The sequence below is a fragment of the Arthrobacter sp. KBS0702 genome, from assembly GCF_005937985.2.
In the GTDB taxonomy this organism is placed as follows: Bacteria; Actinomycetota; Actinomycetes; order Actinomycetales; family Micrococcaceae; genus Arthrobacter.
Map to the genome: position 1 here is coordinate 1,933,531 of NZ_CP042172.1, position 22,241 is coordinate 1,955,771.

Here is a 22,241-nt window from a genome sequence, read left to right on the forward strand (position 1 = left end):
ACTTCGTTGAGGTCCGTCACGTCGTTACTTTCCACTATCGGCTTCTGCCTGAGGGGCTGCGGAGATCAAATCTTGGAGGGCGCCCAGGAGCAGGGCTTTGTCCTCGGCTCGCCGGGTCCGGAAGCCGGTGTCCAGCTCCTTGGCGCCGAGCATCCAGCTGAGCACCAGGAGCCCGTCTTTTTCGACGAACTTCCCGGCCATGCCGCTTTCCTGCCGGACTCCGGTGAGCCGGCCGGCGGGAATGAAGACCGGGCCGGCCCCGGAACGGTCGAAGAGCACGCCTTCGGGGTGGACGCTGAGCCCGGCGTTGGTGCGCAGGCCGAGCTGGTGGACGGCGATCCGGTCCAGCCAGTCGCCGGCGGTGGTGGTGGCCACGTACTGGCCGTCGGCGGCGGCCAGCGCCTCGCCCAGCCCGGCGGGAACCGCGGGCAAGGGTTCGACGTCGGCCTGGCGCCGGAGCCGGTTCCGCCAGCCGAGCCAGATCAGGACCAGCGCGACGCCGATCAGGAGCAGCGTGAACAGGAGGGAGAGTTCCTTGACCATCAGGGGCGGCCCGCTGCCACGGTGTCGGTGGTCTCTGCCGGGTACCGGTACGGCGTGTTGAGTTCGCCGTTCAGGACCGTGGGATGTCCCTTGAAGAAGGTGGCCACCACCTTGCCCGGGAGTTCCCGGCCGGCAAACGGAGAGTTACGGCCCATGGTTGCCATCTTAGAAGGGTCCACCGTCCAGCGCGCAGCCGGGTCCACGAGTGTGACGTTGGCGGGCTCGCCGGCCTCCAGCGGCCTGCCCTGGTCCTCCAGCCGGCCGATCGCGGCGGGCGTGGTGGAGGTCACGCGGGCGAAGTCCGCCCAGCCCATCAGCCCGGTCTCGATCATGGTGTGCTGCACCACGGAGAGCGCGGTTTCCAGCCCGGTCATGCCCATCGCCGCCTGCGCCCATTCGCATTCCTTGTGCTCGCTGGGGTGCGGGGCGTGGTCGGTGCCGACGACGTCGATGGTGCCGTCCGCCAGCGCGGCACGCAGGGCCTGGACGTCCTCGTCGGTGCGCAGCGGCGGGTTGACTTTGTAGACCGGGTCGTAGCTGCGGACCAGTTCGTCGGTCAGCCAGAGGTGGTGCGGCGTGACCTCCGCAGTGACGTTGATGCCTCGCGACTTGGCCCAGCGCACGATTTCCACGGAGCCCGCGGTGGAGACATGGCAGACGTGCAGCCGGGATCCGACGTGCTGGGCCAGCAGGACGTCGCGGGCGATGATGCTTTCCTCGGCGACGGCGGGCCAGCCGGTGAGCCCGAGCACGGCGGAGACCACGCCCTCGTTCATTTGCGCGCCGGCGGTGAGCCGGGGTTCCTGCGCGTGCTGGGCGACGACGCCGTCGAACGCCTTGACGTATTCGAGGGCACGGCGCATCAGCACGGGGTCGCTGACGCAGATGCCGTCGTCGGAGAAGACCCGGACCCGGGCGCGGGAGTCGGCCATGGCGCCGAGTTCGGCGAGCTGCTCGCCGGCCAGGCCGACGGTGACGGCGCCCACCGGGCGGACGTCCACCCAGCCGGCCGTGCGGCCGAGGGTGAGTACCTGCTCGACGACGCCGGCGGTGTCCGCCACCGGGGTGCTGTTGGCCATCGCGTGCACCGCGGTGTAGCCGCCCAGCGCCGCGGCGCGGGTGCCGGTCTCGACCGTCTCGGCGTCTTCGCGGCCGGGTTCGCGCAGGTGGGTGTGGATGTCCACCATGCCCGGCAGGGCCACGAGGCCGGCGGCCTCAATGACGGTGGCCCCGTCCGCGTCGAGGTCCTGCCCGCGGGCCGCGATGACGCCGTCGCGGATCAGCAGGTCCTCGGGTGCTCCGCCGAGGATGGCGGCGCCCCGGATGAGGTAGGCGCCGGTGCTGCCTTGGTCCTGTTGCTGTGATGCCATCAGTGGCTCTCCTTGGAGTAGGCGGCGGTGGAGGTTGCTGGTTCGCGGGTGTCACCGGAGAGCAGCAGGTAAAGGGCGGCCATCCGGACGGACACGCCGTTGCGCACCTGGGCCAGCACGGTGGAGCGGGGCGAGTCGGCGGCGGCCGAGGAAATTTCCAGCCCGCGGTTCATCGGGCCGGGGTGCATGATGATGGTGTCCTTGAGCCCCAGGCTGTCGAGGGCCCGGAGCCGGTTGTCGTCGAAGCCCCAGCGCCGCGAGTACTCGCGGGTGGTCGGGAAGAACGAGGCGTTCATCCGCTCGCCCTGCACGCGGAGCATCATCATCGCGTCCACGCCGCCGGCGAGGGTCTCGTCCAGGTCGTAGCTGACGGTGCAGGGCCACTGTTCGACGCCGACGGGCAGCAGGGTGGGCGGTGCCACGAGGGTCACTTCCGCGCCCAGGGTCCGGAGCAGCCAGACGTTGGAGCGGGCCACGCGGGAGTGCAAGACGTCCCCGGCGATCGCGACGCGCATGCCCGTCAGGTCCGCCCCGGCAGACGGGGTGCCGGCGAGTTTGGACCAGTGCCGCCGCATGGTGAACGCGTCCAGCAGGGCCTGGGTGGGGTGCTCGTGGGTGCCGTCGCCGGCGTTGATCACGGCGGCGTCGATCCAGTCGGTGGCCGCCAGCCGGTGCGGGGCGCCGGAGGCCCAGTGCCGGATGACGACGGCGTCGGCACCCATCGCGGCGAGCGTCTGGGCCGTGTCCTTGAGCGATTCGCCCTTCGAGACGGAGGATCCCTTGGCGGCGAAGTTGATGACGTCCGCCGAGAGCCGCTTGGCGGCCGCCTCGAAGGAGATGCGGGTGCGGGTGGAGTCCTCGAAAAACAGGTTCACCACGGTCCGGCCGCGCAGTGCCGGGAGCTTCTTGACCTCGCGCTCCCCCACGGCAGCCATCTCTTCGGCGGTGTCGAGGATGCGGATGGCGTTGGCGCGGCTGAGGTCCTCGGTGGAGAGCAGGTGCCTCATGCGGTGGCCTCGATGACGACCTCGTCCACGGCGGCCCCGTCGGCCCCGGCCGCGGAATCGGTTTCCTCGAGCCGGACCCGTACCTTCTCCGCGGAGGAGGTGGGGAGGTTCTTGCCGACGTGGTCTGCGCGGATCGGCAGCTCCCGGTGGCCGCGGTCGATCAGGACGGCGAGCCGGACGATGCGAGGCCGTCCAAGGTCGATGATCGCGTCCAGCGCGGCGCGGATGGTGCGGCCGGAGTACAGGACGTCGTCGATCAGCACCACGACTTTGTTGTCGATTCCGGTGCGGGGCAACTGGGTGGGGTACGGCGGCCTGGTGGGCTGGTGCGAGAGGTCGTCGCGGAACATGGTGACATCCAGCTGGCCCACGATGGCGGCCGGGTCCACGCTGGGATCTGCGGCGGCGATCTTGGCGGCCAGACGCACGGCGAGCGGGTAACCCCGGCGCGGGATGCCCAGCAGGACCAGGTCCTGGGAGCCCTTGTTGGACTCAAGAATCTCATGGGCGATACGAGTGAGTGCACGGTCGATGTCAGCCTGGTTGAGGACAACCCTGCTGAGCTGGACCTTGGCCGGAACCGGTGCTTCTGGAACAGAAGTCAACGCTCGTCTCCCCTTTCCCCGCCTCACGGGACGGAATTAAAAAAGGATCATTTGCTCTTTCAAATTACCACACGGGCAGCCGCCGTCCGGCCTCGGACGGGGCGGCGTGCGTCACATCCGCGGCCCCGCGTCTTGGGCCGGCCGGCGCGGGGCCCATAGGCTCGTGCCATGACGAGCTTCGAACCCCCGCCGGGCCGGCGGGACCCGGACGTCCGGTCCCCGCAGCAGGCAAACCCCAGCTGGCTCGGCCAGGTCCAGCCGCAGCACTATCGGCCGGCGCCCGGCCCCGGCCACGCACCGTTGCAGCTGCCCCCGGGCAACCGGCCGGACGGTTTCACGCGGGCGCAGCCGGTGCTGCCGCCGGCGGCCACCGCGCCGCGGGCACGCGCCTCGGCCGGGGTGGCGGCGTTGGTGCTGGGGGGCGGCCTGCTCGCCTTCGTGAGCCTGTTCCTGGTGCTGCCCTATCTGCTGGAGAACACCGGGCCCGGCGGCTTCGTGGTGGGGTTCGTCGCCTCGCTGCTGCCGCTCGGCTCGGTCCTGCTGGCCGTCCGCTACATCGACCGCTGGGAACCCGAGCCGAAACGGCTGCTGCTCTTCGCCTTCGCCTGGGGCGCGCTCGTCTCGGTTGCCGTGACGATGCTGATCCAGCCGGTCTTCTCGCTCGCCGCGGGCCCGGCGTCCGGACTGGATTACCGGACTTTCGCCGTCACCGTCCAGGCGCCGGTGGTCGAGGAGTTCGCGAAATCGCTCGGGCTGTTACTGCTGCTGGTCTTCGCCCGCAAGCAGTTCGACGGGCCGGTTGACGGCGTCGTTTTCGCATTTACCATTGCCGGCGGTTTCGCCTTCACAGAGAACATCCTGTATTTCGGCCGGGCCATCGCGGGGTCCAGCACCCCGGGCACCGATCTGGCCGTCGTCTTTTTCCTCCGCGGTGTGATGTCGCCCTTCGCGCACGCCATCTTCACCGGGAGCACCGGCCTCATCCTGGGCCTGGCCGCTCGCCGCTGGCACTTCGGGCTGACCCTCGTCGCGTTTCCGGTGGGGCTGGTCCCGGCCATGCTCCTGCACAGCGGCTGGAACTCCATGGGTCAGGATTTCTTCGCGCAGTACCTCCTGGTCCAGGTGCCGATCTTCCTGCTCGCGGTGCTGGTGGTAGTCCTGTTGCGCGTCGCAGAGCGCCGGCTGACCCGTCAACGGCTCCAGGAGTACGCCGCGGCCGGCTGGTTCACCGGACCGGAGGTGACCATGCTGGCAACCCCTGCGGGGCGCCGCTCGGCACGGCGCTGGGCCAGGTCGATAGGCCGGGCCCAGCAGATGAAGGCGTTCCTGCACGCCGCCACCCGGCTGGCCTTCATCCGCCAGCGGATCCTCAGCGGCCGGGACGTTCCGGCGCACCAACTCGATGAGCAGCAGCAGCTCGCGGAGATCCGCGCCCTGCGCGACGCTGTGCTGCGCTGAGGACCTTCGCGCGGCCGCGCCGGACGGAATGTGAGGGCGGAAACGCAAAGGGCCGGTGTCCGCCGTGAGGCGGGCACCGGCCCTTGGCTGTGGTTTGTGCAGCCAGCCGGTTGTCAGGCCAGCAGCGACGGCTTGAGCTGCTGCAGGCGGCCCAGCAGGCCGTTGATGAACTGCGGCGACTCGTCCGTCGAGAGCGTCTTGGCCAGTGCTACGGCCTCGCTCACCGCCACGCCGTCCGGGACGTCGTCGTTGTAGAGCAGTTCCCAGGTGCCGATCCGCAGGATGATGCGGTCCACCGACGGCATCCGCTCGAGCGACCAGCCCTGCGAGTAGGTTTCCAGGAACTCGTCGATGGCCGTCTGGTGGGACACGACTCCCTCGACGATTTCCAGGGTGTACGGGTTGATGATCTGGTCCGTCTGTTCGCGACGGGAACGCAGCACATCGAATGCCGAAGTGGATCGCTGCTCCGCTTCGAAGAGAACATCCAGGGCCCGGTTACGGGCCTTACCGCGTGCGCTCACTAGTCGTTGACCCGGCCAAGGTAGCTGCCGTCGCGGGTGTCGACCTTGACCTTGGTGTTGTTCTCGACGAACAGCGGCACCTGGATCTCGTAGCCGGTCTCGAGCGTGGCGGGCTTGGTTCCGGCCGAGGAGCGGTCGCCCTGCAGGCCCGGTTCGGTGTAGGTGATTTCCAGCACGACGCTCGGCGGCAGTTCGATGTAGAGCGGGTTGCCCTCGTGGATGGCGATGTTCACCATCTGGTTCTCGAGCATGAAGTTGGTGGCGTCGCCGACGGTGGCGGCGGGCACGGTGAGCTGGTCGAAGTCCGAAGTGTCCATGAACACGTAGTCGGCGCCGTCCTGGTACAGGTACTGGTAGTCGCGGCGGTCAACAGTGGCGGTCTCGATCTTGAGTCCGGCGTTGAAGGTCTTGTCGACGACCTTGCCGGACATCACGTTGCGCATCTTGGTCCGCACGAACGCGCCACCCTTGCCGGGCTTGACGTGCTGGAACTCGATGATGTTCCAGAGCTGGCCCTCAAGCTTCAGCACGGTTCCGTTCTTGATGTCGTTAGTCGTTGCCACAGTATCCTCAGGTTTCCTCGTGGACTGGTTCTAGCTGCCAGCCGCTTATGCCAGGCAGGCTTGCCGATCGGGCCTGCCAGCGCGTATTTATCAAAAATCCAAGACCTATTCTACCGGTTTTGCCGGACCGCTGCCGTACGGGCCGCTAGCAGGCCAGGTCCAGCACGTCCCGGGCGCGCTGCAGCGCCACCGTCGACGAGTAGATCAGCGACGCGTCCGCGGCGCCCGCCACGCGCAGGTCCAGCGCCTTGGCGAAGGATTCGACGGCGGCGGCAATGTTGCCGGCGGCGAAGTGCGAGCGGCCCAGGTGCTGCCGGACGGTTGCCTCCTCCGGAGTGCCCTGCGCCTCGGCGAGGAGCTGGCGGTAGAGTTCGACGGCGCGGTCGAAGCGGTGCGATACGCGCAGGACCTCGGCCTCGAACATCCGCAGCCGGAAAGAGTCGGGGTCCTTGTACCGGGCCTCGGCCAGCAGTTCGGCGGCCTCCCCCGGGTGCCCCTCCACGAGGCGCACGAAGATCCGGTCGGTGGGGTCGGTGGAGGCGGCCAGCGCGGCGGCGCAGGCCTCCTCATTGACGAGTTGCGGCATGAGGGTCTTCGGGTTGATCCGGATGCCGGGGAACCCGCCGTCGGGCCACTCGCTGGTGCCGGCGCTGTCGCTGACCATCAGGACGCGATCTCCTGGTAGGCCGCGAACAATAGCGAGGTGTCCGGGACGTCCAGGATGCCCGGGCGCCCGACGCCGTCGAGGACCACGAAGCGCAGCAGGTCGCCGCGGGACTTCTTGTCCCGCCGCATGCCGTCCAGCAGGGCCTGCCAGCGGTCGCGGCGGTAGCTGATGGGCAGGCCGAGGCTTTCCAGGATGTCCCGGTGCCGGTCGGCGTCGGCGTCGCTGAGCCGGCCCACGCTGCGGGCCAGTTCGGCGGCGAACATCATGCCCACCGAGACGGCGGCGCCGTGGCGCCAGGAGTAGCGTTCGGCGAGTTCGATCGCGTGGCCCAGGGTGTGGCCGTAGTTGAGGATCTCCCGCTGCCCGGTTTCCTTCAGGTCCTCGGAGACCACCCGGGCCTTGACCGCGATGGCGCGTTCGATCAATTCCCGCAGGGTGTCCGAGCGGGGATCGGACACGGCGGCGGGGTCCTTCTCGATGAGCTCGAGGATGGCCGGGTCCGCGATGAAACCGCATTTGATGACCTCGGCCATGCCGGAGATCATTTCGTTCTTCGGCAGCGTGTCCAGTGTGTCCAGGTCCGCGAGGACGCCGGCCGGCGGGTGGAAGACGCCCACGAGGTTTTTGCCCTCGGCGGTGTTGATGCCGGTCTTGCCGCCGACGGCGGCGTCCACCATGCCGAGCAGGCTCGTGGGCATGTGGATGACCTTGACGCCGCGCAGCCAGGTCGCGGCGACGAAGCCGGCGAGGTCGGTCACCGCTCCCCCGCCGACGGCGACGATCGCGTCGGAGCGGGTGAAATCGTTCTGGCCCAGCACCTGCCAGCAGAACGAGGCCACCTCGATGTGCTTGCCCTCTTCGGCGTCGGGGATTTCGGCCGTCAGTGCCGTGAAGCCGGCGGTGGACAGTTCTTCCCGGACCGCGTCGCCGGTGAGCCGCAGCGCGCGCGGGTGGATGACCAGGACGCGCTTGACGCGCTCGCCCAGCAGCCCGGGAAGCCCGGCCAGCAGCCCGCGGCCGACGACGACGTCGTAGTTCTCCCCCGGGGTCTGCCCGGTGACTTTGATGACGGTTGATTCGTTGTTCACTTTTCAACTTCCTTTGTCGCTGCTGGGGCGGGAGCGGGTGCGGCGTGTGCGGCAGCGAGCTGCTCCAGCGCATCTTCAAGCCGGTGCGCGAGGTCCGGGACGGAACCGCTCCGGACGTCGAGTACCAGGTCGGCGAGCCGTTCGTAGATCGGCTGGCGGGTGGCGAACAGCGCGCGCCAGCGCTCCATCGCATCCCCGGCCAGGAGCGGGCGCCCGGAGTTCCGGGCGATCCGTTCGGAGACGGTGTCGGCATCGCATTCGAGGTAGACCACGGTGCAGCCGGCGAGCAGCTGCTGGGTTCCCGAATCCAGCACCGCACCGCCGCCAAGGGAGATGACGGTGTTGGTGCCTGCGGCGTGGGTGCCTGCGGCGTGGGTGCCTGCGGCGTTGGTGCCTGCGGCGTTGCTGCCGACCGCCTCCTCGATGGCGTGCGCAACGGCGCGGGCCTCCAGCTCGCGGAAGGCACACTCCCCCCGGCCGGCGAAAATCTCCGCGATGGTCCCGTGCTGGGCCACGACGTCGGCGTCGGTGTCCACGAAGCGGGCGCCGAGGTGCTGGGCCAGTTGCTGCCCGATCGCGGACTTGCCGACCGCCATCGGGCCGATCAGCACGACCGGACGGTTCTGTGGCTTACGGATGTTTTTGTGCGGTGGCACTAGTGCCCGATCGAGTCCAGGGAAGCCGGAATGTTGTCCAGGTAACCCTTGATATTGCGGGCGGTCTCCTGCACGGAGTCGCCGCCGAACTTTTCCGTGACGGCCTCGGCGAGGACCAGGGCCACCATGGCCTCGGCCACGACGCCGGCGGCCGGTACCGCACAGACATCCGAGCGCTGGTGGTGGGCCTTGGCGGCCTCCCCGGTGCTGACGTCAACGGTCTTGAGGGCACGCGGCACCGTCGCGATGGGCTTCATGGCAGCGCGGACGCGGAGCACGTCGCCGATGCTCATGCCGCCCTCGATCCCGCCGGCGCGGTTGGACGTGCGGATGATCCGGCCGTCCGCGTCCTTGACGATTTCGTCGTGGGCGGCGGAGCCGCGGCGCGCGGCGGTGAGGAAGCCGTCCCCGACTTCGACGCCCTTGATCGCCTGGATGCCCATCAGGGCTGCGGCCAGGCGCGAGTCGAGGCGCCGGTCCCAGTGGACGTAGCTGCCCAGTCCCGGGGGCAGCCCGTAGGCGAGGACTTCGACGACCCCGCCGAGGGTTTCGCCTTCCTTGTGGGCCACGTCCACCTCGGCGACCATGGCGTCGGAGGTTTCGCGGTCGAAGCAGCGCAGCGGGTCGGCGTCGAGGGCCAGCACGTTGTCCGGTACCGGCAACGGCCGGCCTTCCGGGACGGACACGCTGGCGATGGAGACCGTGTGGGAGACCAGTTTGATGCCGAGCTGCTCGAGGAAGGCGGCGGCGACGGCCCCGAGGGCGACGCGGGTTGCGGTTTCGCGGGCGCTGGCGCGCTCCAGCACCGGCCTGGCCTCGTCGAAGCCGTACTTCTGCATGCCGGTGAAGTCGGCGTGGCCCGGGCGCGGCCGGGTGAGCGGAGCGTTGCGGGCCTGGTCGGCGAGGACCTCGGGGGCCACCGGGTCGGCAGACATGATCTGCTCCCACTTGGGCCATTCGGTGTTTCCGACCTGGATGGCGACGGGACCGCCCTGGGTCAGCCCGTGGCGGACGCCGCCGAGCACCGTGACAACGTCTTGTTCGAACTTCATCCGGGCACCGCGGCCGTAGCCGAGCCGCCGGCGGGCCAGCGCCTCGACGATCCGGGTGCTGGTGAGCTCAACACCGGCGGGGACGCCTTCGATAATTCCGACCAGGGCCGGGCCATGGGATTCTCCGGCAGTCAACCAACGCAACATACGATCCATCCTGCCATGCATGGCACTTAGAACACCCGTCGGGGCGCCCCGACTGCGTCACACATCACATCTATGACTTCGGCCGGGAGGGGGCCTGCGAAGCCGGTGAAGAGGCGCACCTGCTCGACCGCCTGGTAGAGCAGCATCTCGAGGCCCGGCACCACTCTGCCGCCCGCTTCCGTCCAGGCCGCCGCGATCCGGCTGGGCCACGGATCGTAGGCGACATCCAGGAGCACCCTGCCGGCCGTGCCGCTTTTAGGGACGAGTGTTACGGCGAGCTCCGCTGCCAGCGGGTCCGCGGCACGGGGCGGGAAGGTACTGACCACGACGTCGGCGGCCGCCAGCACCGGCCCGGCAGCGGCCAGCGGCAACACCTCCACGGCCAGTCCGACGGCGGCGGCCGCTGCCCGCGCTTCGGCGGCGCGGCCGACGTCCCGGACGAAAACCGCCGCGGACGGGGCGCCGAGTTCCTTCAGGGCGGCCACGGCGGCCGCCGCCGTTCCGCCGCCGCCGAGGATCGCAGCGGACGGCTCCGCAGGCACTCCGGCGTAGCGGAGGGCGTTTACGATCCCGGCGACGTCGGTGTTGTAGCCGATCAGCCGGGCGGTGGCCGGGCCGGCTTCGAAGGCCACGGTGTTGATGACGCCCAGTTGGCGGGCCACGCCGCGGATCTCATCCACCTCGGCGGCCATCGCACTCTTGAGCGGCATGGTCACGGACAGCCCGCGCCAGCGCCCATCCCCGCGCACCCCGGCCATAAAGTCGGGGAGCGCGTCGACGGTCACGTCGATGGCCTCATACGCCAGATCGGCGCCGAGCACGGCATAGGCGGCACGGTGCAGGGCCGGGGACTTCGAGTGGCTGATGGGATGGCCGAGGACGGCAGCCCGCAGGGTCATACGCAGCGGTTGGGGTTGGCGTCGCACCAGGCGTTGTACTTTGCCACATTGACGTTGTGCTCCGCCAGGGTCTTCGCGAACTTCGTCTCCTTGGTGTCCAGGTTGATGGTCACCCAGTAGAGGTAGTCGTTGGTCTTGGGCTTGGCGGCAGCGTCGATGGCCGTCTTGCCCGGCGAGCCGATGGGGCCCGCCGGCAAGCCGACGTTGGCGTAGGTGTTGTACGGGTTGGACTTGTCCGCCTTTTGCTTCTCGTCAATGTGGAAGCTCCGGATTCCCAGCCCGTAGGTCACCGTGGCGTCGGACTGGATCAGGCCGTTCGTCTCGGTGTTGTTGGGCTTGAGCCGGTTGTAGATGGCACCGGCCACGTCCCCGTATTCGGCCTGGCCGCCCTCGGCCTGAACGATGCTGGCCACCGTGACGACGTCGTACTGCTTGGCGGGATCGGTGACCCCCTGGGACTTGAGCTCGTCGAGCGTGCTTCCAACGAGCTTCGTCAGCACGTCCTTGGCGGTGGTCCCGACCGGGAAACGGTACTCACCGGGGAACAGGAAGCCTTCGAGGTTCTTGGCCTTGGCGGGAACGCCGAACTGGGCCGGCGAATCGCTGAGCGCCTTCAGTTCCGACACCGAAACCCCGGTGCCTTCCGAAATTGCCTGCAGTGATTCGCCGATGCGCATGCCGGCGCTCAGCGCGAAGTACATGACCTTGCCCTGGTCCTTGTTCAGCAGGGCGGCCACGGCGTCCGCGTTGCTCATTTCCTTGCGCATCGTGAACGTGCCGGGGCTTAGCGCCCCGCCGGAGGCGGCGAACTGCTTGATGAAGGAATCCGAGTTGGCAATGACCTTCTTGGACTGCAGGTCGGCGGCGACGGACTTGGGGCCGGCACCCGCCGGAATAGTGATGGTCACTTCGCCGGTGCCCGGGCCCGGGTAGTCGGCAACGGTGTCGCCGCCGAGCAGGGGCTTGATGAACTGGGCACCGACGACGATCGCGACCACAAAGATGGTCAGGGTCAGGACCAGGGCGAGGAAGCGGCGGCGCCGGCGGACCTTCTTGGACGGACCCTTGGCGGTGGGGATGGACGCGGCTCCGGCCAGCAGTGTGTGGTCGGCGTCGTCGTCGTCGTACGCGTGGTGGCCCTCGTCGTCGGGGTGCGCAGCGTAGGCCGGGGCGTAGTCCGCCGGGTGGTGGGAATCGTAGCCGTACTGCAGTTCGTCGGCGCGGCGCAGAGTTTCTTCGCGGGACATGCCGCCGGAATACTCATGGACGAGCTCCTCGTGCGCGGGCTCGTGGTGGACAGGCTCCTCGTGGACAGGCTCCTCGGCGGCCTGGTGGGCCGGCTCCTCGTGGGCGGGCACGGGCACGGGCACGGGTTCCTGGTAAACCGGCTGGCGAACGGGCTCTTCGTGGAGGGGTTCCTCGTGCACCGGTTCGTGGACCGTCGGCGCGGCCTCCGGCAGTTCAGGGCCGGCGGCGGTTTCGCGGGCCCCGTCGTGAGCCGGGGAAGCCTGCGCCTCGGGCGCTTCGCGGCCGGTCTCGAAAGCCTGGGGCGGGATGACGTCGTGGCCCTGAGTGGCCAGGGACTTTTCCTGCGCCCTGATTTCCTTGCGCGTCAGCGGACGGCCGGCTCCGCTGTTGGCAACACCAGAGGAGTTGTCATTGTTGACCGGGCTCACTGTAGCCTTCCGTTTTGTGCAGAATGCGTTGTGCAGAATGCGTGTTTACTGCCGGGGCGGCTCGGTCGCCGCTTCCGGTCGGCCCCGGAGGGAGGTCCGCGCTGACGCGGCTACCTACATCCGTTCCCCTGGCCTTTTGCATATCGATCGCATGCTGCAGGATACCTGCTGCCGCAACCTGATCCACTACTTTACGGTGGTCCCTGCTGCTCATGCCAGCTTGGTGCAGGTTGCGGTGGGCTGTCACGGAGCTCAGCCGCTCGTCAACCAACCTCACTGGCACCTCGGATCCGGCCTCGAATAGTTTACCGATCAGTAGCTTGGCATACTCGGTGGCCATTCGTGCGGAAGCGTGCTCCTCGCCTTTCATCGTGCGCGGCAGGCCGACAAAAATCTCCACTGCGCCCAGCTCGACGGCCAGCTTCGCGAGGATCGCCACATCGGTGTTTTTCTTCGCGTTGCGGTCCAGCGTCCGCAGCGGTGTGGCGAGGATGCCGTCCCGGTCACAGACCGCGACGCCCACCCGCACGGTGCCGACGTCTACCCCAAGTTTCACACCCTGGGGGTAGGCGCCGGGAACGGCAGAGTCAGTCATTCGTGGGCTAGCGCTTGGTGATGGCGTCCACGACAGCCGCGAGGGCCGCGCCGACCTTGGAGGCGTCCGTGCCGCCGCCCTGGGCGACGTCGTCCTTGCCGCCGCCGCCGCCGCCGAGGATGCCAGCTGCGAGGCGGACCAGGGCGCCGGCCTTAACCCCCGCGGCGCGGGCGGCCTCGTTGGTGGCGATCAGGATGACGGGACGGTCATTGCTGACGCCGGCCACCGCCACGGCGGCGGCCTCCGAGCCGAGCCGGGTCCGCAGGTCCAGGGCGAGGCCGCGGAGGTCATCGGCGCCACTGACCGCACCGGCGTCGTGGGCGATGACCTTGACGCCGGCAGCGTCCTTGGCCGTGCCCACCAGCTGGGCGGCTGCGGCGGTGAGCTGTTCCTTGCGCAGCCGCTCAAGCTCCTTCTCGGTCGCCTTGAGCTTCGCCAGGGTGCCGGCGATCCGCTCGGTGAGCAGGCCGGAGGGAACCTTGAGCATCTCGGTGAGTTCGGTCACGAGGGCCCGCTCGGCGGCGAGGTGGCGGAACGCGTCCATGCCGACGAAGGCCTCGACGCGGCGGTTTCCCGACCCGACGGACTGCTCGCCGAGCAGGGACAGGCTGCCGATCAGTGAGGTGTTGGACACGTGCGTGCCGCCGCAGAGTTCGCGCGACCACGCGCCGTCGATCTCGACGACGCGGACCTCGTTGCCGTAGTTCTCGCCGAACAGTGCCATGGCGCCGAGGGCCTTGGCTTCGGCGAGGCCCATCACCTTGGTCTCCACCTGGAAGTTATTCCGGATGGCGATGTTGGAGACTTCTTCGATTTCGGAGCGGGTCGCGGCGCTGAGGCCCTCGCCCCAGGCGAAGTCGAAGCGGAGGTAGCCGGCCTTGTTGAAGGAACCGCGCTGCAGGGCTTCCGGGCCGAGGATCTGGTGCAGGGCGGCGTGCACGATGTGCGTGCCGGTGTGCGCCTGCTCGGCGGCGTGCCGGCGTTCCCGGTCCACGGCCGCCAAAACCAGCGAGTCCGCGCCGATTTCGCCTTCGCGGACGATGGCCTTGTGCACGCTCAGTCCCTTGATGGGGCGCTGGACGTCCAGGACCTCGACGACGAAGCCGTCACCGGTGATCAGGCCAGTGTCTGCCGCCTGGCCGCCGGCCTCGGCGTAGAACGGGGTCTCGGCGAGGACGAGTTCGATTTCCTCGCCGGTGGACGCCTGGGAGACCTTCCGGCCGCCGGCCAGGATGCCGCGGACCTTGGACTCGCCGGCGAGCTCGGTGTAGCCGGTGAAGACCGTCTCACCCGCGGCCAGCAGCTCCTGGAAGGCACTGAGGTCCGCGTGTGCGCCCTTCTTGCCCTTGGCATCGGCCTGCGCGCGCTGGCGCTGTTCCAGCATGAGTTTGCGGAACTCGGGCTCGTCGACCTTGAGCCCGGCCTCCTCGGCCATTTCCAGCGTGAGGTCGATCGGGAAGCCGTAGGTGTCATGCAGGGCGAAGGCATCGGCGCCGGAAAGCGGCTGCCCGGCGGCCTTTGATTCCTTGACGGCGTCCTCGAGGCGGGCGGTGCCGGAGGCGATGGTGCGCAGGAACGCCTTCTCTTCGGCGTAGGCAATCCGGCTGATCCGGTCGAAATCGGTCTCCACCACCGGGTAGACGCCCTTCATGGCGTCACGGGAGGCAGGCAGCAGCTCGGGCAGGCAGGCCTTCTCGACGCCGAGCAGGCGCATGGAGCGCACGGCACGGCGGATCAGGCGGCGCAGCACGTAGCCGCGGCCCTCGTTGGAGGGGGTGACGCCGTCGGCGATCAGCATCAGGGCCGAGCGGATGTGGTCGGCCACGACGCGCATGCGCACGTCGTCCGTGTGGTGCGGGTCCTCGGGCGTCTCGGCGGAGGTGTACTCCTTGCCGGTGAGCGCGGCGGCCTTGTCGATCACGGGGCGGACCTGGTCAGTCTCGTACATGTTCTCGACGCCCTGCAGGATCATCGCGAGGCGTTCCATGCCGAGGCCGGTGTCGATGTTCTTCTTCGGCAGTTCCCCGGTGATGTCGAAATCCACCTTGGAGCGGACGTTGTCGATCTGGTACTGCATGAACACGAGGTTCCAGATTTCGATGTACCGGGTCTCGTCGGCCAGCGGGCCGCCCTCAATGCCGTACGCGGGCCCGCGGTCGTAGTAGATCTCGGAGCAGGGTCCGGCGGGACCCGGCTGGCCGGTGGACCAGTAGTTGTCCGCCTTGCCCATCCGCTGGATCCGCTCGGCCGGGACGCCGGTGTTCTTCAGCCAGAGTTCTTTGGCCTCGTCGTCCTCTTCGTAGACGGTGACCCAGAGCCGCTCGGGCGGCAGGCCGTAGCCGCCGTCGTCGACGCTGGTGGTGAGCAGTTCCCAGGCAAACTTGATGGCGTCTTCCTTGAAGTAATCGCCAAAGGAGAAGTTGCCGCACATCTGGAAGAACGTGCCGTGCCGGGCGGTCTTGCCGACTTCCTCGATGTCGCCGGTGCGGATGCACTTCTGCACGCTGGTGGCCCTGGTGTACGGGGCCTCCTCACGCGCGGTCAGGTACGGGATGAAGGGCACCATGCCGGCCACGGTGAACAGCAGGGACGGGTCGCTGGAGACCAGGGAGGCGGAGGGAACCGCCGTGTGGCCCTTGCTGACGAAAAAGTCGATCCAGCGCTTGGTGATCTCCTGCGACTTCATAACCTGGTTTCTTACCCTTCAATATCCACTGTGTTGATGTTCACGGTGCTTATGTTCACTCGCGCGTCTCCGCGGAACGGTCTGGTTCCGGCCTGCGGCCGTGGGCGGGCCGTCATGGGCACCGCCTTCTCCTCAATTGTCCCCCGGCTAGCGCCGGACGACATCCCGGCCGGCGACGCCCGTCTCGACGTCAGTGTCGATGCCGAGGGCGGAGCGGAGTTCAGTCTCCCGCTCCCGCATGCCGACGCGGACGGCGTCGGCGAAGTCGTAGACGCCGTCGGCGAGCCGGCCGACGGCCCGGTTCAGGCCTTCGGGGCCGAGCGTGGACTGCGCTTCGGTGAGCTTGCGGAATGCGATAACGCCGATCGCGACGCCGATGCCCATCCAGATGATTCTGTTCATGTCAGTTCCTGTCAGGGTGCTCAGCGGCTGCGGCGGCCGGTGGCGGGCTTTTTGCGGGCGGAGAAGGCGGACCGCACACCGTAGCTGAACGCGGCGACCTTGATCAGCGGGGAGCCGACAGTCGCGGCGACGAGCGAGGAGAGCGCCGAGATGTTGGCCGAAGCGTCGGAGACGTTGGACGCGATCCCGTCGACCTTCTTCAGCTGCTGGTTGGTGGTGGAGACGGTGGCGGTGACTTCATCCATGAGCGGGGTGGCGCCGTCGCTGATCGAGCGGATGCTGCTGCGCACCTCGTCGAACACTCCGCCGAGCTTGAGGATGGGCACGGCGAGCAGCAGGACCAGCAGTGCAAACACACCGGCCGCGATCAGGCCGGCAATATCGCCACCAGACATAGACGTTCATCTCCTTGAAACTACGTGGATTCCTGCATGGTCCTCCGGCCGCCGGGCGCGGCACACGGAGAACTCCCCCAAGTACCTTACATACAAAGAAGCCCGCGGCGCTTGCCACGGGCTTCTTTGTAAGGTGTCGCGCTGGATCTAGCGTGCGTAGAATTCCACGACGAGCTGCTCTTCGCAGGTCACGGGGATTTCGGAGCGCTTGGGGCGACGGACCAGGCGTGCCTGCAGGGCGTCGAGCTTGACGTCCAGGTAGGCCGGAACCATCGGCAGGACGTCGCGGTGCGCACCGGCTGCTGCCACCTGGAACGGAGGCATGGTCTCGCTGCGGCTGTGGACGTGGACCAGCTGGCCCTCACTGACGCGGAAAGACGGGCGGTCAACGCGGATGCCGTCAACGAGGATGTGGCGGTGCACAACCAGCTGGCGGGCCTGGGCGATGGTGCGGGCGAAGCCGGCACGCAGCACGAGGGCGTCGAGACGCATTTCGAGCAGTTCGATCAGGTTTTCACCGGTCAGGCCCTTGGTGCGGCGTGCTTCTTCGAAGGCACGGGTCATCTGGGCTTCGCGGATGCCGTACTGGGCGCGCAGACGCTGCTTTTCGCGCAGACGTACGGCGTAGTCGGAGTCCTGCTTCTTGCGGGCACGGCCATGCTCACCGGGGCCGTACGGGCGGCGCTCCATGTACTTGGCGGCCTTGGGGGTCAGAGCGATGCCGAGTGCACGCGAGAGGCGTGCGGTACGGCGAGCACGAGTGTTGTTAGCCACTTGTGTCCTTCCAATATCTGCGGTGTGTCAGTGTTACTGGCCTCCACGATGGAGAGCATCGGCCAACCGCTGCCTTTTGCTACTGGGCACAGGGCAAACCCCTCACATCAGCAGGAACTGCCGAAAACTGGTGGATTGTGCGTCCGTGCCTTGCCAGACAACGATCCATCCTACCAGAGGATCACTTGCCCCGGATGATCTTCCGCAGCCGTTCCAGCCGGGTCGAGATATCGCGTTCGGCGCCGTTGCCGGTGGGTTCGTAGTAGTTGCGGCCCACGAGGTCGTCCGGCGGGTACTGCTGGGTGGCCACGGAGTGGGGCGCGTCGTGCGCGTACTTGTAGCCCTTGCCGTGCCCCAACTGCTTGGACCCGGGATAGTGGGCGTCGCGCAGGTGCGCCGGGATACCGTTGCCGAGGCCGGCGCGGACGTCGGCGATCGCCTGGTTTATCCCCATGTACGCGGCGTTGGACTTGGGTGCGGTGGCAAGGTGGACGACGGCCTCGGCCAGGATGATGCGCCCCTCCGGCATGCCGATCAGCTGCACGGCCTGGGCCGCGGCGACCGCGGTCTGCAGTGCCGTGGGGTCGGCCATGCCGACGTCCTCCGCCGCGGAGATCACGATCCGGCGGGCCACGAACCGGGGGTCCTCCCCCGCCTCCAACATCCGGGCCAGATAGTGCAGCGCGGCGTCGACGTCGGATCCGCGGATGGATTTGATGAACGCGCTGGCGACGTCGTAGTGCTGGTCCCCGGCGCGGTCGTAGCGCACCGAGGCGACGTCGAGGGCGCGTTCGGTGTGCTTGAGTTCGATCGTGACGGGAGTTTCCCCGGCGGGCCCGTCGTCCGCGTCCCCGAACGCGACGCCGGCCGCGGCCTCCAGTGCCGTCAGGGCACGGCGCGCGTCTCCGCCGGAGAGCCGGACCAGGTGGGCCAGGGCCTCGTCGCCCAGCTCCACCTTGCCGCCCAGGCCGCGCGGATCCGTCGCGGCCCGCCGCAGCAGCCCTTCGACGTCGGCGTCGGTCAGCGGCTTCAGCGTCAGCAGCAGCGAGCGGGACAGCAGCGGGGAGACGACCGAGAAGGAGGGGTTTTCCGTGGTGGCCGCGACCAGGACCACCCATCGGTTCTCGACGCCGGGCAGCAGCGCGTCCTGCTGGGCCTTGTTGAAGCGGTGGATCTCGTCCAGGAACAGCACGGTCGTGGTCTTGTACAGGTCGCGTGCGGTGAGGGCCTCGTCCATCACACGCCGGACGTCTTTCACCCCGGCGGTGATGGCGGAGAGCTCGACGAACTTGCGGCCCGGGCCCTTGGCGATGACATGCGCGAGGGTGGTCTTGCCGGTGCCGGGAGGTCCCCAGAGAATCAGGGAGCTCGGCCCGGCCGGCCCGGTGGCATCGCTGCCGGCCGCGAGCTGCCGCAGCGGCGAACCCTGGCCGAGGAGGTGCTGCTGGCCCACGACGTCGTCCAGGCTGCGCGGCCGCATCCGGACGGCGAGCGGACTGCGCGGCGCGGAACGTGCCGCGGTGCCGCCCGGAGAGCTGCCGACGCCCGGCTCTTCGGCGTCGCCGTCGTCGTTTGCGGACGCGTTGTCCTGCCCTGCGCCAAAGAGATCATCCACATAGATAGGCTACTTCTAGTTCCCGGCCGCCCTGACACGGCGGCAATCCCCCAACGCCTCACAACGGAGATCCGCGCCATGGCCAGCCCCGACACCCGTGTGGCGTTTGTCTCCTGCGACCGCCTGCCGGGCTGGGTGGAACGGTTCGGCGCCAGCCACGGGGAACTGCACGAGGTGCCGGACGTCGGCGGCCTGCGGCTGCTGGCGGCCGACGGCGCCACTGCCCTGCTGCTGCCGCCCTGGCCGGACGGCGGGCGTCCTGGCCGCGGCGAGGACTCCGTAGCCCGGCTGGCGTCCCTGGCCGCCCAGCCGCGGCGGCTCGGCCTGGTCCTGGTGCGCCGCGGCGGGTACTCGGTCGCGGTGGTGGCCGAGGGCCGGGTCCTCGCGGCCAAGACCGGAACGCGGCACGTGCAGTCCCGCACGGCGGCCGGCGGCTGGTCCCAGCAGCGCTTCGCCCGGCGTCGCGCCAACCAGGCGGACGCCCTGGTGGAGGCCGTGGCCGGACACGCCGCCCGGATCTTTGCCGACCTCGGCGTCGAATACCTCGTGCCCGGCGGTGACCGCACCCTGGCCGAACAGGTCCTCGCCGAACCCGTGCTGAAGGGCTACACGGCTCTGGTGCGGCTTCCGTTCCTGGACGTCCCGGACCCGCGGGCGTCGGTTTTGAAAAAGGCCGCCGCCGACGCCTGTGCGGTGCGGATCGTTGTCACCGATCCCCCGGCATAGGATCCGGCCCCCTCGCTCGCGCCATTTAGACGGTTCCGTGCCCGGTCGATGCGGGTGAACGTCTAGGGCGCAGGGAACCGTCGAAACGGCCCGAGGGATCCGCAGTCAGCAGCCGGTCAGGTGCCGCTTGGGCCGTTCCTGCCGGTACAGGTACCGGCCCGCTTCCTCGAAGCCGGCCCGGTCGTAGAGTTCCTGAGCCCCGGTGTTGGCCGCCGTCACGAGCAGCCAGTAGCCGGCCAGGCCCAGGCGTGTCCCCTCGCCCAGCAATGCGTTCAGCACCCGGGTGCCGTAGCCCCGCCGGCGCGCGTCGGGACGGGTCGCCATGCAGTAGAGACCACCCCACCGTGGGCTGCCAGGTTCCGCGACGGGCAGGGCAAGCCGTCCGACGGCGGCCGGGTTCCCGTCGTCGTCCCGCACGAGGGCGTACACCGAGGGGCAGTCCGTGAGGATGCCGCTGGCCACCTCCAGGGCGGCGTCGTCGCCGCGGCCATCAACGCTCCACCAGAGCCGCAGCCATTCGCCCGAGGGCTCCGTTGAAATCTCGACACCCCGGTCGGCCCGCGCGGCAGGGGCAACGCCGTCCCGGACCAGGACCAGGGTTTCGGACTGGCGGGTGAACCCCTCGGCGTCGAGTACGGCGTTGAGCGGCGCGTAGCGCGGGTGGTCGAAAACCTGGAAGATCAGCGGCAGGCGGCGCGCCCGGTACCAGAGCCGGGCAGCCCGGAGCGCAGCTAGCTGTGCGTGGGCGCCGGCTCCCGGTTTGCGGGGCCACACCGAGTTGGCTCGCTGTGTCACGCCCGAAGCGGCGCGGAGCAACCAGCCGCCGGTCTCCTCCCGGTCGGCGGCGGGCCACGCCGCGTCCATTAGCGCCTCCAACGCGGGTCCGGATGGCGGTTCCAACTGGGTGTCCCTTCCTGCCACTGATCGTGAGTTTCCAGCCGACAGCAAAGGCCCCCCGGAATGCCGGAGAGCCTTTGCTGCGGAGCACGTCCGGCTACTTGGTGCCGTCGTCCTTCTTGTCCTGTGGCTTGAAGTCGACGCCGGCTTCCTTGCGCTGCTGGGCCGTGATCGGCGCGGGCGCCTGGGTCAGCGGGTCATAGCCGCCGCCGGACTTCGGGAACGCGATGACGTCGCGGATCGAGTCGACGCCGGCGAGCAGCGAAACCACGCGGTCCCAGCCGAACGCGATGCCGCCGTGCGGGGGCGCGCCGAACTTGAAGCCCTCGAGCAGGAAGCCGAACTTTTCCTGGGCGTCCTCATGTGAGAGGCCCATGACCTTGAAGACGCGCTCCTGGATGTCACCCTGGTGGATACGGATGGAGCCGCCGCCGATTTCGTTGCCGTTGCACACGATGTCATAGGCGTACGCCAGCGCGGATTCCGGATCGGTGTCGAAGCTGTCCATGAATTCGGGCTTGGGCGAGGTGAAGGCGTGGTGCACTGCCGTCCACTTGCCGCCGCCGACGGCGACGTCGCCGGACGCGACGGCGGCTGCCGCCGGTTCGAACATCGGTGCGTCGACGACCCAGCAGAAGGCCCAGTCGCTCGGGTTGATCAGGCCGGTGCGGTGGCCGATCTCGACGCGGGCCGCACCAAGCAGTGCTCGGGACGGGGTCTTCTCGCCGGCGGCAAAGAAGATGCAGTCGCCGGGCTTGGCGCCGACGGCGTCGGCCAGGCCTGCCCGCTCGGTCTCGGTCAGGTTCTTGGCCACCGGGCCGGCAAGTTCGCCGTCTTCCTTGAACAGGACGTACGCCAGGCCCTTGGCGCCGCGCTGCTTGGCCCATTCCTGCCAGGCGTCGAGCGCGCGGCGGGCCTGCGAGGCGCCGCCGGGCATAACGACGGCGCCGACGTAGGGCGCCTTGAAGACGCCGAAGTTGGTGTCCTTGAAGAACTCGGTCAGCTCGGTGAGCTCCAGGCCGAAGCGCAGGTCAGGCTTGTCGGAGCCGTAGCGGGCCATCGCGTCGTTGTAGGTAATGCGCTGGATCGGGGTGGGGATCTCGACGTCGATCAGCTTCCACAGCGCCTTCACGATGCTTTCGCCGAGCGTGATGATGTCATCCTGCTCGACGAAGCTGGCTTCGATGTCGAGCTGGGTGAACTCCGGCTGGCGGTCGGCGCGGAAGTCCTCGTCGCGGTAGCAGCGGGCAATCTGGTAGTACTTTTCGAACCCGCCCACCTGCAGGAGCTGCTTGAACAGCTGCGGGGACTGCGGGAGCGCGTACCAGGATCCCGGCGCCAGGCGGGCGGGGACAACGAAGTCGCGGGCACCTTCCGGCGTCGAACGCGTCAGCGTGGGCGTCTCGATCTCAACGTAACCGTCCTGGTGCAGCAGTTCGCGGGCCACCCGGTTGGCCTCGGAGCGCAGGCGCAGGTTGCGGGCCGGGCCCGGGCGGCGCAGGTCCAGGTAACGGTGCTTGAGACGGGCTTCCTCGCCCACTTCAACGTGCTCGTCGATCTGGAACGGCAGCGGATCGGAGGTGTTGAGGATGGTGACCTTCTCCGCCATGACCTCGATCTCGCCTGTGGCCAGCGCCGGGTTCTCGTTGCCTTCGGGGCGCTTGGCGACGGTGCCGATGACCTGCAGCACGAATTCGTTACGGAGGCCGTGGAAGACCTCCTCCTCGCGGACGACCACCTGGGCGACGCCCGAAGCGTCGCGCAGGTCCACGAATGCGACACCACCGTGGTCACGACGCCGGCCGACCCAGCCGGCGAGGGTTACGGTTTGTCCAATGTGCTCGGAGCGAAGGGATCCGAGGTCGTGGGTGCGCAGCACAGCTCGCCTTTCAGAAG

22 protein-coding genes are annotated in these 22,241 nt (G+C 68.8%); 2 read left to right on the top strand and 20 right to left on the bottom strand.

Annotated elements, in window-relative coordinates; translation table 11 throughout:
• Positions 1-24: 24 nt before the first annotated feature.
• The 4 genes from FFF93_RS08860 to pyrR are packed head-to-tail and all read right to left on the bottom strand — an operon-like array spanning position 25 to position 3,525.
• Positions 25-543: a hypothetical protein gene (locus FFF93_RS08860; RefSeq protein ID WP_138769237.1), complete on the bottom strand. Its 519-nt coding sequence runs from the start codon at positions 541-543 to the stop codon at positions 25-27.
• A complete protein-coding gene (locus FFF93_RS08865; RefSeq protein WP_138769236.1) occupies positions 543-1,913 on the bottom strand; it encodes a dihydroorotase in 1,371 nt (456 codons plus the stop codon). Before FFF93_RS08865 ends, FFF93_RS08860 begins: the two co-directional genes overlap by 1 nt.
• Positions 1,913-2,920 (bottom strand): aspartate carbamoyltransferase catalytic subunit, encoded by a 1,008-nt coding sequence (locus tag FFF93_RS08870; RefSeq protein WP_138769235.1) that lies wholly within the window; start codon positions 2,918-2,920, stop codon positions 1,913-1,915. Before FFF93_RS08870 ends, FFF93_RS08865 begins: the two co-directional genes overlap by 1 nt.
• Positions 2,917-3,525 carry a bifunctional pyr operon transcriptional regulator/uracil phosphoribosyltransferase PyrR gene (gene pyrR / locus FFF93_RS08875; RefSeq protein WP_138769234.1) on the bottom strand — a complete coding sequence of 203 codons (609 nt, stop codon included), beginning with the start codon at positions 3,523-3,525 and terminating at the stop codon, positions 2,917-2,919. The genes FFF93_RS08870 and pyrR overlap by 4 nt, the downstream gene beginning before the upstream one ends.
• A 168-nt stretch (positions 3,526-3,693) precedes the next feature.
• On the opposite strand from pyrR, the gene FFF93_RS08880 reads away from it, so the two are divergent.
• Positions 3,694-4,983: a PrsW family intramembrane metalloprotease gene (locus FFF93_RS08880; RefSeq protein WP_138769233.1), complete on the top strand. Its 1,290-nt coding sequence runs from the start codon at positions 3,694-3,696 to the stop codon at positions 4,981-4,983.
• 113 nt (positions 4,984-5,096) lie between these two features.
• On the opposite strand, the gene nusB is transcribed toward FFF93_RS08880, so the two are convergent.
• The 14 genes from nusB to FFF93_RS08950 all read right to left on the bottom strand — a co-directional run bounded on the left by nusB (position 5,097) and on the right by FFF93_RS08950 (position 18,722).
• Positions 5,097-5,507, bottom strand: coding sequence for a transcription antitermination factor NusB (gene nusB, locus FFF93_RS08885; RefSeq protein ID WP_138769232.1), 411 nt, complete (start codon positions 5,505-5,507; stop codon positions 5,097-5,099).
• A complete protein-coding gene (efp, locus tag FFF93_RS08890; protein WP_138769231.1) occupies positions 5,507-6,070 on the bottom strand; it encodes an elongation factor P in 564 nt (187 codons plus the stop codon). Before efp ends, nusB begins: the two co-directional genes overlap by 1 nt.
• A gap of 145 nt (positions 6,071-6,215) precedes the next feature.
• A complete protein-coding gene (locus FFF93_RS08895; RefSeq protein ID WP_138769230.1) occupies positions 6,216-6,734 on the bottom strand; it encodes a tetratricopeptide repeat protein in 519 nt (172 codons plus the stop codon).
• The gene (gene aroB, locus FFF93_RS08900; protein ID WP_138769229.1) at positions 6,734-7,825 is read right to left on the bottom strand and encodes a 3-dehydroquinate synthase; all 1,092 of its coding nucleotides are present in this window, start codon (positions 7,823-7,825) and stop codon (positions 6,734-6,736) included. Before aroB ends, FFF93_RS08895 begins: the two co-directional genes overlap by 1 nt.
• Complete coding sequence (locus tag FFF93_RS08905; protein WP_138770461.1) at positions 7,822-8,421, bottom strand: shikimate kinase; 600 nt, start codon at positions 8,419-8,421, stop codon at positions 7,822-7,824. The genes aroB and FFF93_RS08905 overlap by 4 nt, the downstream gene beginning before the upstream one ends.
• 59 nt (positions 8,422-8,480) lie before the next feature.
• Positions 8,481-9,680, bottom strand: coding sequence for a chorismate synthase (aroC, locus tag FFF93_RS08910; RefSeq protein ID WP_138769228.1), 1,200 nt, complete (start codon positions 9,678-9,680; stop codon positions 8,481-8,483).
• Positions 9,681-9,706: 26 nt separating this feature from the next.
• Positions 9,707-10,579, bottom strand: a complete 873-nt coding sequence (locus FFF93_RS08915) for a shikimate dehydrogenase (protein ID WP_138769227.1) — start codon at positions 10,577-10,579, stop codon at positions 9,707-9,709.
• On the bottom strand, positions 10,576-12,255 hold the full coding sequence (mltG, locus tag FFF93_RS08920; protein WP_138769226.1) for an endolytic transglycosylase MltG: 1,680 nt from the start codon (positions 12,253-12,255) through the stop codon (positions 10,576-10,578). The genes FFF93_RS08915 and mltG overlap by 4 nt, the downstream gene beginning before the upstream one ends.
• Positions 12,236-12,850, bottom strand: a complete 615-nt coding sequence (ruvX, locus tag FFF93_RS08925; protein ID WP_138769225.1) for a Holliday junction resolvase RuvX — start codon at positions 12,848-12,850, stop codon at positions 12,236-12,238. The genes mltG and ruvX overlap by 20 nt, the downstream gene beginning before the upstream one ends.
• Before the next feature lie 7 nt (positions 12,851-12,857).
• A complete protein-coding gene (gene alaS, locus FFF93_RS08930) occupies positions 12,858-15,536 on the bottom strand; it encodes an alanine--tRNA ligase (protein WP_138769224.1) in 2,679 nt (892 codons plus the stop codon).
• A gap of 147 nt (positions 15,537-15,683) precedes the next feature.
• Positions 15,684-15,938 (bottom strand): DUF6167 family protein, encoded by a 255-nt coding sequence (locus FFF93_RS08935; RefSeq protein ID WP_261375034.1) that lies wholly within the window; start codon positions 15,936-15,938, stop codon positions 15,684-15,686.
• A 20-nt stretch (positions 15,939-15,958) separates the two neighbouring features.
• Entirely contained in the window at positions 15,959-16,333 is a 375-nt protein-coding gene (locus FFF93_RS08940; RefSeq protein ID WP_138769223.1) for a DUF948 domain-containing protein, read from the bottom strand.
• A gap of 147 nt (positions 16,334-16,480) precedes the next feature.
• Positions 16,481-17,107 carry a 30S ribosomal protein S4 gene (gene rpsD / locus FFF93_RS08945; protein ID WP_138769222.1) on the bottom strand — a complete coding sequence of 209 codons (627 nt, stop codon included), beginning with the start codon at positions 17,105-17,107 and terminating at the stop codon, positions 16,481-16,483.
• 181 nt (positions 17,108-17,288) lie between these two features.
• Positions 17,289-18,722, bottom strand: a complete 1,434-nt coding sequence (locus tag FFF93_RS08950; protein WP_138769221.1) for a replication-associated recombination protein A — start codon at positions 18,720-18,722, stop codon at positions 17,289-17,291.
• A gap of 78 nt (positions 18,723-18,800) precedes the next feature.
• On the opposite strand from FFF93_RS08950, the gene FFF93_RS08955 reads away from it, so the two are divergent.
• A complete protein-coding gene (locus FFF93_RS08955) occupies positions 18,801-19,448 on the top strand; it encodes an acVLRF1 family peptidyl-tRNA hydrolase (RefSeq protein ID WP_138769220.1) in 648 nt (215 codons plus the stop codon).
• A 105-nt stretch (positions 19,449-19,553) separates the two neighbouring features.
• Here FFF93_RS08955 and FFF93_RS08960 read toward each other — a convergent pair whose 3' ends face one another.
• Both FFF93_RS08960 and aspS read right to left on the bottom strand, forming a co-directional pair.
• Complete coding sequence (locus FFF93_RS08960; RefSeq protein WP_138769219.1) at positions 19,554-20,312, bottom strand: N-acetyltransferase; 759 nt, start codon at positions 20,310-20,312, stop codon at positions 19,554-19,556.
• Between the two features lie 130 nt (positions 20,313-20,442).
• The gene (gene aspS, locus FFF93_RS08965; RefSeq protein WP_138769218.1) at positions 20,443-22,224 is read right to left on the bottom strand and encodes an aspartate--tRNA ligase; all 1,782 of its coding nucleotides are present in this window, start codon (positions 22,222-22,224) and stop codon (positions 20,443-20,445) included.
• Between the last annotated feature and the right edge of the window lie 17 nt (positions 22,225-22,241).